Annotated in this window: 12 protein-coding genes, 1 pseudogene and 1 riboswitch; of the genes and pseudogenes, 3 read left to right on the forward strand and 10 right to left on the reverse strand. The window is 62.8% G+C overall.

The annotated features are described in order from the left end of the window. Window positions 1-65 precede the first annotated feature (65 nt). Window positions 66-1307 carry a class I SAM-dependent RNA methyltransferase gene (locus tag NKJ67_RS05145; RefSeq protein WP_352580713.1) on the reverse strand — a complete coding sequence of 414 codons (1242 nt, stop codon included), beginning with the start codon at window positions 1305-1307 and terminating at the stop codon, window positions 66-68. Continuing rightward, the gene (locus tag NKJ67_RS05150) at window positions 1304-2068 is read right to left on the reverse strand and encodes a TlyA family RNA methyltransferase (protein WP_352580715.1); all 765 of its coding nucleotides are present in this window, start codon (window positions 2066-2068) and stop codon (window positions 1304-1306) included. Before NKJ67_RS05150 ends, NKJ67_RS05145 begins: the two co-directional genes overlap by 4 nt. Before the next feature lie 324 nt (window positions 2069-2392). Here NKJ67_RS05150 and NKJ67_RS05155 point away from each other — a divergent pair, with 324 nt between their 5' ends. After that, the gene (locus NKJ67_RS05155) at window positions 2393-3388 is read left to right on the forward strand and encodes a sterol desaturase family protein (RefSeq protein ID WP_164748752.1); all 996 of its coding nucleotides are present in this window, start codon (window positions 2393-2395) and stop codon (window positions 3386-3388) included. 266 nt (window positions 3389-3654) lie between these two features. Next, window positions 3655-4536, forward strand: a complete 882-nt coding sequence (locus NKJ67_RS05160; protein ID WP_236382844.1) for a GNAT family N-acetyltransferase — start codon at window positions 3655-3657, stop codon at window positions 4534-4536. 85 nt (window positions 4537-4621) lie between these two features. On the opposite strand, the gene NKJ67_RS05165 is transcribed toward NKJ67_RS05160, so the two are convergent. The 6 genes from NKJ67_RS05165 to NKJ67_RS05190 form a co-directional block, all read right to left on the reverse strand. Beyond that, a complete protein-coding gene (locus tag NKJ67_RS05165; RefSeq protein WP_127268717.1) occupies window positions 4622-4915 on the reverse strand; it encodes a hypothetical protein in 294 nt (97 codons plus the stop codon). A 164-nt stretch (window positions 4916-5079) separates the two neighbouring features. After that, window positions 5080-6993: a 1-deoxy-D-xylulose-5-phosphate synthase gene (gene dxs / locus NKJ67_RS05170; RefSeq protein WP_352580716.1), complete on the reverse strand. Its 1914-nt coding sequence runs from the start codon at window positions 6991-6993 to the stop codon at window positions 5080-5082. A 130-nt stretch (window positions 6994-7123) separates the two neighbouring features. Then, window positions 7124-8044 (reverse strand): pirin family protein, encoded by a 921-nt coding sequence (locus NKJ67_RS05175; protein ID WP_256745785.1) that lies wholly within the window; start codon window positions 8042-8044, stop codon window positions 7124-7126. Between the two features lie 39 nt (window positions 8045-8083). After that, window positions 8084-8350 (reverse strand): DUF2277 domain-containing protein, encoded by a 267-nt coding sequence (locus NKJ67_RS05180; RefSeq protein ID WP_127268719.1) that lies wholly within the window; start codon window positions 8348-8350, stop codon window positions 8084-8086. A gap of 110 nt (window positions 8351-8460) precedes the next feature. Next, window positions 8461-8712, reverse strand: coding sequence for an exodeoxyribonuclease VII small subunit (locus tag NKJ67_RS05185; RefSeq protein ID WP_127268720.1), 252 nt, complete (start codon window positions 8710-8712; stop codon window positions 8461-8463). 3 nt (window positions 8713-8715) lie between these two features. Continuing rightward, a complete protein-coding gene (locus NKJ67_RS05190; RefSeq protein WP_127270331.1) occupies window positions 8716-9642 on the reverse strand; it encodes a histone deacetylase family protein in 927 nt (308 codons plus the stop codon). A 121-nt stretch (window positions 9643-9763) separates the two neighbouring features. Beyond that, a riboswitch (cobalamin riboswitch) is annotated at window positions 9764-9943 on the forward strand. 48 nt (window positions 9944-9991) lie between these two features. On the opposite strand from NKJ67_RS05190, the pseudogene bluB reads away from it, so the two are divergent. After that, window positions 9992-10621 (forward strand): annotated as a pseudogene (bluB, locus tag NKJ67_RS05195) (5,6-dimethylbenzimidazole synthase); the annotation flags it as partial. A gap of 122 nt (window positions 10622-10743) precedes the next feature. Here bluB and NKJ67_RS05200 read toward each other — a convergent pair. Further along, window positions 10744-11727: a hypothetical protein gene (locus NKJ67_RS05200; RefSeq protein ID WP_245481765.1), complete on the reverse strand. Its 984-nt coding sequence runs from the start codon at window positions 11725-11727 to the stop codon at window positions 10744-10746. 287 nt (window positions 11728-12014) lie between these two features. Continuing rightward, complete coding sequence (locus tag NKJ67_RS05205; protein WP_352580717.1) at window positions 12015-12623, reverse strand: TetR/AcrR family transcriptional regulator; 609 nt, start codon at window positions 12621-12623, stop codon at window positions 12015-12017. Window positions 12624-12719: the final 96 nt, after the last annotated feature.

Consider the following 12719-nt stretch of genomic DNA (forward strand, 5'->3'; position numbering starts at 1 on the left):
AGCATAGTTTGATGCGTACGGTATCAAAATAGGCCCAATTCACGCGCAACTCAAGCACAAGCGACCTACCGCCTCCGCTTCGGCTTCTCCAGCAACGCCACGGCCTCAACATGCGGCGACCACAGGAACTGGTCGATCGGCGTCACGCTTTTCAGGATGTAGCCGCCGTCTATGAGGATGCGCAAATCTCGCGCGAGCGTCACCGGATTGCAGGACACCGCGGCGACGTACGGCACATTCGAACGGGCGATCTGCTTCGACTGATCCTCGGCGCCAGCGCGCGGCGGGTCGAACACCACACCATCGAAGGCATTCAATTCCTTGAACGTCAACGGCCGCCGGAACAGGTCGCGGCGTTCACCCGTCACCCGCTTCAAGCCAGTGGCGAAACGCGATCCACGGTCGAGGGCCGAAAGGGCTGCCGCATCGCCCTCCACCGCATGGACTTCCGACTTCGCGGCCAGACGCAGAGCAAAGCTGCCGCAGCCGGCGAAAAGATCCGCCACCTTCTTGGCACGCTTCAGATGTCCGCCGACGATATCGGCCATCGCCTGTTCGGCGGCCTCGGTTGCCTGCAGGAACGCGCCCGGGGGCAAGGCGACAGCGACGCTGCCGAACATGACCACCGGCTTTTTCGGCTCGATGATGATCTCGTCATCGATGGACAGCCTGGCAAAGCCCTGCGCCATGACGAAATTGGCAGCGATGCGGCGCTGATGCTCCCCCAGCTTGCCGGATTCGTGAACCGCGACATCGAGACCCGAACCGGTCACGGTGACCGCTAGCCGGAACGATTTGGTGGTTGCGCAGACCAATTCGGCAAGCGCCTTCAAGCGATCAAGCGAAGCGACGATCTCAGGAAGCGAGATCGGGCATTCCGATATGGCTATGATCTCCGGCGACAGATGGCGATGGAAGCCGAGCAGCATGCCTGTATCGGTGCGCCGGGCGGCCAGCACGACACGGCGGCGCGTCTGCGGCGCGCAGGCGACCAGTTCGCCGATCTCGCAATCGATGCCTTTGCCCTTCAGGATGTGCGCCACTTTTTCGCGTTTCCACTGGCGATAGGCTCCGGCTTCGAAATGCTGGAGCGCGCAACCACCGCATTCGGTGAAATGGCGGCAGGCGGGATCGATGCGCAGCGGCGATGATTCCAGCACCGCCATCAGCATGGCGCGATCCCTTTCGCGCGCGGCGGTGACCGTTTCACCGGGCAGTGTGAAGGGAATGAACAGATCGCCTGTCTCGGTCTCGGCGACACCGTCGCCCTGAGCGCCAAGTTTCCTGATGCTGAAGCGCGCGCTCATCGGTCCTTGATCCCACCGAGCAGGAATTCGCGATTGCCGTCGCCGCCCTCGATCGGCGACAAATGCAGCCCCAGCGAGCGCCAGCCGGGAACGGAGTCTAGCCAATCCTGCAGCAGGCCGGCGACACGGGAGGCGTCGTAGGGATCTTTCAACAGACCACCCTTGCCGATCGCATCACGGCCCGCCTCGAATTGCGGCTTGACCAGAAACACGGCCTTGGCGCCAGCCTTCGCCAGACCAAGCGCCGGCGGCAGCGCCAGTTTCAGCGAGATGAAGCTGACGTCGGACACGATGAAATCCGGAATACGCCCGCTGAGATCGGCAACGGCGAGGTCGCGGGCGTTCAGTCCTTCGATCACCGTCACACGCGGGTCGCCGCCGATATCAGGATGCATCTGGCCATGACCAACATCGACCGCGGTGACATGGGCCACGCCGCGCTCGAGCAACACCTGGGTGAAGCCGCCGGTCGAGGCGCCGATGTCGAGCGCTTCAGAGCCGGCAGGGTCGAGGCCGAAATGATCGAGCCCACCGATCAGCTTGAGTGCCGCGCGCGACACATAGCCTTGCGCCGGATCATCGATGGTAACAAGGCATTGCGGCAAAACGCTCTGGCCGGGCTTGCGCGCAATGACGCCGTCGACGGTCACCGTGCCACGCTCGACCGCGTCGCGGGCACGTGAGCGGCTGGCAAACAGCCCGCGCTGGACGAGCAGGTCGTCGAGCCGCTGGCGTGCGCTGGCTGGCAGAGGGGAATTCATCGGCCTTCATGGCGAAAGCCGACGACGATGGCAAGAGCACCGGCCGGAAGCATCTCGTCTCACGTTCCCATCATCACGCCCAGCACATTGGACCGCGGCAATGGTGAGGCGTTCCGTCACGCCGACCACCCTATGAATATCTATCGTTGCGCCGGTTGAGACGGATGACCGCCGAAGCATGAGGTCTCGCCGCCTGCCGATAAGTGCCTAAAATCTAGAAAGCCTCATGATTTCTTAACCAATTTTCATCGCATTTGCTTGAGGACTTCAATGTTATGACCGCGACGACCGGAAAAACCGGATGAAGAGGCGGCAACCTTGGAAATGGCCAGCGATATCGTCTACAAGGTTCTTGACCGGATTTCCGGCGCCGGCCTGCTGGCGACCGGACTTCTGTTGCTGACTGCTTTGGTCAGCGCCCTGGTCGCCTACTGGCGCACGGTCGAGAAAAAGAGCTGGAAAGAGTTCTTCGAGTTCGCAGTCCCGCATGAGGTCATCACGCACCCTTCGGCGAAAGCCGACCTTTTGTTCTGGGTGACGCGGAAGGCGCTGATGCCATTCCTCATGCTGCCCGCCGGCGTCGTCTTCGTCAGCGCCGTCGGCTATGCGACGAACTGGTTGCTCTCCACGCTGCTGGCAATCCAGCCGCCCCTGATCGAAGGACCGGCAGGGCCGGTGACGGTGACGATCTTCACCATCACGATGCTGCTTGCCTACGACATTTCGTACTATCTCTATCACGTCGCCCAGCACCGCTACCCGGTGCTGTGGGAACTGCACAAGGTTCACCATTCGGCCGAGGTGATGGTCGGCATCACCAAGGATCGCGTCCACCCGCTCGACGAATTGATGAACCGGGCCTGGGACGGCGTCATTCCCGGCATCTGCTTCGGCATCTGGTCGCTGGTGTCGCTGAACCTCGTCGAGCTGACGGTCTTCGGCGTCAACGTCTACATCATACGCAACATCCTGATGATGGATTTCGTCAGGCACACGCATTTCAAGATCTCGTTTGGACCGTTGAACAATCTGATCCTGTGCCCGCACTGGCATCAGCTGCACCACAGCACCGACCCGCGCCACTACGACAAGAACTTCGGGCTGCTCTTCTCGTTCTGGGATCGGCTCTTCGGAACCCTGTGCGTTCCGAGACCCGACGAGGACTTCAAGTTCGGTTTGATCGAACGCAACGTGCGCGACTACCAGTCGCTCGCAGGCCTCTATGTCCTGCCGCTGAAGCGGATGTGGCGGCAGATCGCCAGACATTTCCGCACCGACAAGCCCGAGCCACAGCAATCGCCGCAAAGGGGGAAGCCATGAACGGACCCGCCGTGTTCCGGATGCCGCGAACGCACCGGATCGAAATTGCGACCTCGCCAGCGCGACTGGCAGAAATCGCGCCCGCCTGGGCAGCGCTCTGGCAACGCGCCGGCGGCCTCGTTTTCCAGCATCCCGACTGGATCTCGGCCTGGTGGCACACCACACCGCATCAGGACCGTCGCGGTCTCAGGATCGGCCTGGTCTGGAGCGGCGAGCGCCTCGAGGCCGTCATTGCGCTCGCGACCTTCTGGCGCTCGGGCATCCGTATGCTGGAATGGGCGGCGAAAGATCACTGCGACTATGGCGATGTCCTGGTTGCTCCCGATGCCGAGCCACAGATCCTGCCGCAACTCTGGCAACATATCCTCGACGATGGCGGCTTCGATCTTGCCTACCTCAATCGTCTGTTGCCTGATGCCCGATTCCGGACCCTGCTTGGTCCCGCCGCCCCAGGCCAGAGCAATATCTTGCAGCCAAGCCACCGCAGCGAGGTCAGCTATCGAGTTTCCGGCGCCGGGCAACGCGGCGCACAATGGTTTGAAAGCCAGTCGAAGAAAACTCGGCAAAACTATCGCCGTGGCTACAAATTCATGGAGGAAGGCGGCGCGCTGCGTTTCCGCCTGATGGATGCGCACGAAGCCCGCGAGCCGGTACTGGAGCGCGTCGCCGCGCTGAAGCGGTTGTGGCTTGCAAAACACGGCCGCGTTTCGGACCTCTTCGACGAAGGCTCCCCCGCGCTGGCGGCACTGATCTCCGTTCTGGCCAAGCTCGGATTGCTGCGCATCTTCGTGCTCGAACGCGAAGACGAGATCATCGCCATCTCGATCAATTTCGAGCAGCATGGAACGATGATGGCTTTCGTCACCACCTATGATCCGGCCTTCGAACGGGCCTCGCCGGGCATGGTCTTGATGATGGATTACATCCAGTGGTCGTTTGACCGGGGCTTGACCACGATCGATTTTCTCTGCGGCGGCGAGGATTTCAAGCGCCGCTTTGCGACGCATTCAGTGATCTTGTCGTCGGTGGTGGGTGGACGAAACCTGCGCGGACGCCTAGCCGCCCTGGCAGACCGCGCCCGCCACGCGGCGCAATCCTGGCGCCCCGAGAAATCGGCGCAGCAAGCGGAGCTGGTTGCGGCGGAGTAGCATTGCCGACGCTTTTTAGATCGCCTGCACAGCGGCAAGCGCGAAACGATCGGGCAATCCCGATCAAGGCTTGTTGGTCTTCAGCTCAGAATACGGTTCGCGAAACCGGGCGCTCGACGGCTGGAGACAAGCCATCCTCACGGCCGCCCGAAGCTTGCTCGCGTGCAGGCTCGATGGCACCCGCAGGCGCGGGAACAGGGGCCGGCAGAACCACCAATTGCGGCACCTGCTTGAAGGAAAAGCCGCCGCGGATGTCGCCCATCTTGCCGGCGATGATGCCCATCGCCGCCTTTTCAAGGCTGCGGTCATAGCGCGTTTCGGCTGTGGCCGGCGCGATGATAACGGCGCAAAGTGCTGCGCCGCACAGAAGCGTTTTCATTGTTGTTGTCTCCCTGCCTGATCACGATCTAGCAGGGCGCCATTGAAAAACGGCCAAGAGACACGGTAAGCAAAGCGCCAAACGGCAGCGTAAACAATGCCTTAAGATCGCTTGCCGGCAAACTGATTCAAGTCTTTGAGACTTTGATTCAGGCGCGCTGGGATTCAGGCGCGCTGGGCGTGGACTGTGTGCCCGAGTGCCACGAACACGGTGCGCACGATGCCGGCGGCATCGAGCCCGGCATCGGCATACATCTTTTCCGGCTTGGCGTGGTCGCTGAACGCGTCGGGCAGCACCAGCGGACGCACCTTCAGGCCGCTTTCCAGCAGGCCCTCATGGGCAAGGAACTGCAGCACGTGGCTGGCGAAGCCGCCGACGGCGCCCTCCTCCACCGTCACCAGCACCTCATGCGAGCGGGCCAGCCGCCGGATCAGATCCTGGTCGAGCGGCTTGGCGAAACGGGCGTCGGCGACCGTGGTGGACAGCCCGGCAGCCCCTAGCTCCTCCGCGGCGATCAGGCAATCCTGCAACCGCGTGCCGAAAGACAGCAATGCAACCTTGGTACCCTCCTTGACGATGCGGCCCTTGCCGATTTCGAGAACCGAGCCGCGCTCCGGCATGTCGACGCCGACGCCATTGCCGCGCGGATAGCGGAAGGCGATCGGACCCTCATCATAGCTCGCCGCGGTGCGCACCATGTGGCGCAGCTCCGCCTCGTCGGCGGCCGCCATGACGACGAAACCCGGCAGTGTCGCCAGGAAGGTGGTGTCGAAGGCGCCGCAATGGGTCGCGCCATCGGCGCCGACGAAACCGGCGCGGTCGATGGGAAACCGCACCGGCAGTTTCTGGATGGCGACGTCGTGGACGACCTGGTCGTAGGCGCGCTGCAGGAAGGTGGAATAGATGGCCGCGAACGGCTTGTAGCCTTCGGTGGCAAGGCCGGCGGCGAAGGTCACCGCGTGCTGTTCGGCGATGCCGACATCGAAGGTGCGCGATGGGAACGCTTCGCCGAACAGGTCGAGACCGGTGCCGCTCGGCATGGCGGCCGTGACGGCGACGATGCGGTCGTCCTCGCGGCCCTCCTGGACCAGGCTTTCGGCGAACACCTTGGTGTAGGCCGGTGCGTTGGCTGGCGCCTTGGCCTGCGCGCCGGTGATGACGTCGAACTTGTTGACGCCGTGATATTTGTCGGCGGCGGCTTCGGCCGGCGCATAGCCCTTGCCCTTCTGGGTGACGACATGGATGAGCACCGGGCCTTCGCCATTGTCGCGGACATTTTTCAGGACCGGGATCAGGTGCTCCAGATTGTGGCCGTCTATCGGGCCGATGTGATAGAAGCCGAGTTCCTCGAACAGCGTGCCGCCGGTGACATAGCCGCGTGCATGCTCGACCGCCCTTGTGATCGCACGATCCGCGCGCTTGCCGAGATAGGACGTCAGTTTCTTGCCGAAATCGCGCAGGCCGATATAGGCCTTGCCGGAGGCCAGCCGCGCCAGATAGGCGCTCATCGCGCCGGTCGGCGGCGCGATCGACATGTCGTTGTCGTTGAGAATGACGATCAGCCGTGCATCGAGCGCACCGGCATTGTTCATCGCCTCATAGGCCATGCCGGCAGACATGGCGCCGTCGCCGATGACGGCAATGACGTTGTTGCGGCCGCCGGAGAGATCGCGGGCGGCGGCCATGCCGAGGCCGGCCGATATCGATGTCGAGGAGTGGGCGGCGCCGAAGGGATCGTACTCGCTCTCGGCGCGGCGGGTGAAGCCGGACAGACCGCCTTCCTGGCGCAGCGTGCGGATACGGTCGCGGCGGCCGGTCAGGATCTTGTGCGGATAGGCCTGGTGGCCGACATCCCAGATCAGCCTGTCATCGGGGGTGTTGAAGACATAGTGCAGCGCCACTGTCAGCTCGACCACGCCAAGCCCGGCGCCCAGATGACCACCCGTGCGGGACACGGCGTCGACCAGCTCGGCGCGAAGCTCGGACGCCAATTGCGGCAGTTCGCTTTCCGCAAGCGTGCGCAGGTCGGCCGGGATGCGGACCTTGTCGAGAAGCGGCGTATGCGGCGTTGCGTTCACTGTGCTCGGGCTTTCGGTTGATGGGCGAAATAGGCCGCCGGCCGGCGAAAGTAAATGCGTGTCAGTGACGCGGATCAGGCCCTAGTCTTTTGTCTATGCATTTCGTTCTGCCACTTTCGGGCGACAGGCATCAGCTTTCCGGCAGCGGGATGAATTCTTCCTCGTCTCCTGGAACGATGTCGAAGCGGCCCGTCTTCCATTCTTGCTTGGCCTGTTCGATGCGCTCCTTCGATGAGGAGACGAAATTCCACCAGATATAACGCTTCGAACCAAGAGAGGCGCCGCCGAACAGCATGAAATGCGCGCCGGTCAGCGACGACACGACGATCTCGTCACCGGGACGGAACACCAGCAGCCGTTCGGCTGGGAACACATCGCCCGAAATCGAGACCTCGCCTTCCAGCGTGTAAATGGCGCGCTCTTCCGCGTCGGCAGGGATTTTCACGCTGGCGCCGGGCGCCAGGCGCAGGTCGGCGTAGAGCGTCTCCGAGTCGGCCCTGACCGGCGACCGCAACCCCTGGAAATCGCCGATGATGAGGCGCCCGTTGACGCCTTCGGCATCGATCTCGGGAAGCCTGAGCGCTCCTGTGTTCTCGAACACAGGAGCCACCTCTTCCTTGTCGTCCGGCAGCGCCAGCCATGTCTGCAGGCCGGATACCGACATCGGCGCGCCACGCAGTTCCTCCGGCGTACGCTCCGAATGGACGATGCCGCGGCCGGCGGTCATCAAATTCACGTCGCCGGGCTGAATGACCATTTCGGTGCCGAGTGAATCGCGATGCCGGATCTTGCCGTCGAACAGATAGGTGACCGTCGACAGGCCGATATGCGGATGCGGACGGACGTCGAGCGCCTGGCCGGCCCGCAGGATGGCAGGACCCATGCGGTCGAAGAAGATGAACGGCCCGACCAGCCGCCTTTTTGCCGTCGGCAGGGCACGGCGCACCTGAAAACCGCCGATGTCCTTGGCGTTCGGAATGACCATCAATTCGATCTGGTCGCTGGCAAAGGCGTCGCCTGCCTCAGGGTCTTTCCCGGGGAAGAAGCTCATGGACTCTCCTTGTCGGCCGTCGAAGGCCGCCTGGCCGCGTCAGGCAAAGCGGATCGCCGCCTTTGCCCGCAGCTTGGCCGCCACCTCTTCGCGATTACGCGGATGCTGATGGGTTTCCAGGGAATCGAGCAGTTCGCGCGCCGAGGCCGCGATGGCTTCGACGGCATGGTCGAAGGCGTGCTGGTTCTGCTTCGAGGGCCGCGTCGTTCCGCTCAGCTTGCGGACGAACTGAAGAGCCGCGTCGCGCACCTCGTCAGGGGTTGCCGGCGGATCAAAATTGAACAGGGTCTTGATGTTTCTGCACATCGCTTCCGTATCTCCTCTTGTCCTTGAGCTGTTTCAATCGGGACGAGTTATATCCTCGATCATGATCATGTCCAAAAACCGGTGAGGCGAGCCTATGTTCGGACCGGGCCTCAATCCGCGTCGAGCGGCTCCGTTCCGACCGGCTTGCCGTCGCGCGACAGCCTGATCTTCTCGACCTTGTCCTCGGCGGCCTTCAGCAGCCGGTCGCAATGCGCCTTCAGCGCCTCGCCACGTTCATAGATCTTGATCGACTGGTCGAGCGGCACGTCGCCACGCTCCAGATCATCGACGATCTTCTCCAGCGCATCGAGTGCCTGCTCGAAGCTCATCGCCTTGACGTCTTCGTTGGTCTCATCGGCCATCATTCATCCTTTCATCAGTCGCCCGACATGGGCGGCGACCGAAAATGCCAATCCCTGCAGATCGTAGCCGCCCTCGAGCAGGCTGACGAGCCGGTTGCCGCTGTGGCGTGCCGCGCGCTGCATCAGCTGGCCGGTCGCCCAATCGAAATCATCCTCGGTCAGATTGATCTCGGCCAGCGGATCGCGGTGGTGCGCGTCGAACCCCGCCGAAATGATAATCAGGTCGGGCGCGAAATTGTCGAGCGCGGGCAGGACGCGCGACAGGAAGGCATCGCGAAACACCTCGCTGCCAGTCTGCGGCGCCAGCGGCGCGTTGACGATGTTGCCGGCGCCCGTTTCGTTCTTCGCTCCGGTGCCGGGATAAAGCGGCATCTGGTGTGTCGAGCAATAGAGCACCGACGGATCGTCCCAGAAAATGTCCTGCGTGCCATTGCCGTGATGCACGTCCCAGTCGACGATGGCAACGCGTTCGACACCGTGTTTCTTCTGCGCATAACGCGCCGCGATCGCCGCCGTGTTGAACAGGCAGAAGCCCATGGCCGTGGTCTTTTCGGCATGATGGCCGGGCGGCCGGGCGGCGACGAAGACGTTGTCGGCGCGGCCCGAAAAGACGTCATCGACGGCGGCGTTAGCGGCGCCGATCGCGGTGATCGCCGCTTGCCAGCTCTTCGGACTGGCAGTGGTGTCGGCATCGATGCGGGCAATCCCCTCGTCGGGAATGGCGGCGCGCACGCGGGCGACGAAATCGGCGGGATGCGCGTAGAGGATGGTGGCCTCGTCGCCTTCCGGCGCCTGGATACGATCGAGCCCGGCAAAGGCTTCCTCATCGAGCACGCGCTCGATGGCACGCAAGCGGTCGGGCCGCTCGGGATGTCCGGGCGGCGTGAGATGCTCGAGGAAGATCGGATGGGTGTAGAGACGGGTGGTCATCGTCCTAATCTAGTGACCCGGATCGACAAAGGCCATGCACGGGCGGCCGATGACTGGGGAAAATCGCGACTGCGTCCATTCGCGTCGCTGCAAGCATTGGCGTCCTCAGCACTTCGGCGTAAGGTTTTTGGTACTGCCTGGTGCCCGCCGCAAGCGGGAGAATCGGGAACACGGTTGAATTCCGTGGCGTGCCCAACGCTGTGAGGGGGACCGCGCCGGTAAATGCCACTGTCGATGACGGGAAGGCACCGGACGCGGGTTGATCCCGAGCCAGAAGACCGGCCTGGCAGGCATCGTCATCCGCATGGCCAGGCGGATGATATCAATTGCAATCGCAAGGGGACAAGCGATGCCGGAACACCTGACCGCTGCTGTTGGCGACGGATTTGACCAGAGTGCGCGCGATGCGGTCTATCGCGCCATGTTCACACGGCGCGACGTGCGCAGCCATTTCCTGCCCACCGCGATCGATGACGACGTGCTGGCGCGGCTGCTGCTTGCTGCCCATCACGCGCCATCGGTCGGCTTCATGCAGCCATGGAATTTCATTGTCATTCGTGACATCGAGCGACGGGCGGAGGTGCGCGACCTGTTCCTGGCCGCGCGCGAACAGGAACTGCCGGCGATCGAGGCGGAAAAACAGGCACTGTACCGCAAGCTCAAGCTGGAAGGCATCTGCGAAAGCGCGCTCAACATCTGCATCACCTGCGATAGGCAGCGCTCGAAGGGTTCGCCGCTGGGACGCTGGCACAATCCGGAGATGGATCTCTACAGCACCGTCTGCGCGGTGCAGAATTTCTGGCTGGCCGCGCGTGCCGAGGGCGTCGGTGTAGGCTGGGTCAGCATCATCGAAGCGCAGGCGCTAAAGCGGCTGTTGGCCATTCCGGACCACGTAACGCCGATCGCCTATCTCTGCGTCGGCCGTGTTTCCGAGTTCGCTCCCAAACCGGACCTTGAAACGCATGGCTGGGGACGGCGGCTGCCGCTGCCGGAGCTGATCATGAGCGAGACCTTTTCCGGGCAAGGCGAGACACAGCTCAAATCCACCGTGGCGCGCCTCAACACCGTTTCTGCCTCACCAGACATCACCCGCCCGGCCGATCAGGGTGTGGCGCCGGCCGTAGCCCAGCGCGAACCGCCGAAGGAGGCGAGCGCCTTGTCCTTGAGCTCCCTGAACTTCGACGACGCCTCGGCCAGCCGGGCGTCCCAGGCCGGATCCGGCACCTGGCCCGCGATGGTCTTGAAATAGACCTGCATCAGGCAGGCGATGGCGAAGGGTTCAATGAATGCCGCCTTGAATGCCCAGGCGAAGACGATGGCGAGCACAAAAGCCCAGCCGGCGAGCTGGCCAGGCATCAGGAACAGAATCGCGCCGGCAGGCGCCAGCATCATCAGAAAGATGATGAACGACACGCCCCACATGATGACCGCCAGCCAGACGGCGTTCTTGACCATGACCTTGCCGTTCTGGGCATAGAGCACGACGCCCTGGCGCGCCGTCTCGAAGGGCGAGGCTGAATTGATGCGGATGTTGTAGCCGAGGATGATCTCGTCGACATAGGTCAGCGACAGGCGGATCACCGTGTTGATGAAGGAGACCAGGCCGCTCAGGCCCGGTATCGGCAGGAAGGCGGCGATGCCGCCGAGCAGGCCGGTGATGGCGCGGATGGCGCCCTTGACGAGTTGGTCGACGACGAAAAGGATGTTGGCCTCGGCGAAACGCTGGGTCACGATATCCCTGGCATAGGCGATCTGGTCCTGACCGCCGGGAATGTCGCGGCCGTCGATCAGATGAACCATGACGGCGATGTGGCCGGCCTTGACGACATAGAGGATGTATTCGCGGATCCAATACACAGCGATCGAGACGAGGCCAAACCCGACCACGCCGCCCCACAGGGCAAAGGACATGGGCCCGTCGGGATCAGTGGAGATATGGCCGACGCCATAGCCGACCGAGGCGCCGGTGCCCGTCGCCATAATGTAGGCCAGCGTGATGCCGAAATAGACGATCATGCGAAAGACGATGAACGGCCAGGTCCGCATCATGATGGACACCGACCGGCCGATCTCAAAATCCCACATGTGCCCCGAATCTCCGCCTCAGAGATGGTGGAAGAGGATGGACTCAACCCTGCGATTGTCAATTGCCGGCCCTGACGCCAAAAGGCAACGAATTCGGGCTAACGGGTTTCTTCGGAGCCTTCGCCGGCGCGTAGGCTGACGGAGCATCAAACGAAAAACCCGCCTGTGCGGCGGGTCACTGGCGCAAATCAGCACCATGGACGAATATGTACCTTAGCTGAGGTCACCGAGTCAAGAAAAAATTCCTATCGGGAACAGCTGCCGGCACGAAAGCTCCGGTGGGAACTTCAATTCGACTGCGGGTCCGGCTTCTTGAGCAGGCCTTCGAGCAGTTGCTTGAACGCCGTCACCACCTTCTTCGACGTCGCTTCGGGGTCGCTCGAATTGGCGATCCGTTGCGCTGCCTGGCTGCTCGCTCCGTTGATCAATCGCGAGGCCGTCTCGGGGTCGAGGCTGGAGACAACGACCCCCTCGTCCTGCAGCGCGGTCAGATGGTCGGTCATTGAAGCGATGCACGCACTGCAATTCGGCCATTGCGCTGGATCCCCCAGCACGGCCGGGCCATCCCGGAACATGATGCGCTGGATTTCCGGCTCCAGCGCCATCTCGATATAGGTCGAGCACTCGTCGACGAAATGTTGCCAGCGGGTCGGCGCTCTCGACGCGACCTCATTGATGCGCGCCGCCATCTCGCCGTCAATCTGGGCTATGACCGCCTGCAGCAGCCCCTTCTTGTCGCCGAAATGATGATAGAGCGCGCCGCGCGTCAGCCCGGCCGAAGCGGTGAAATCATCCATCGAGGCTTCCGCATAGCCTGTTGTGCCGAAGGCATGACGGGCCGCCGCGATCAGCTTGGCGCGCGTCTCGGCGATCATCTCCTTGCGGGGTCTGTGCATGGCTTCTGGCCCTATTCACATACGCAACGTATGCCAATTGACATACGCGACGTATGGTCTATTTAATGATCATACGCTCCGTATGTAATTGTCCAA

Origin of the sequence: Mesorhizobium sp. M0088 (assembly GCF_040322895.1) — a bacterium.
GTDB lineage: Bacteria > Pseudomonadota > Alphaproteobacteria > Rhizobiales > Rhizobiaceae > Mesorhizobium.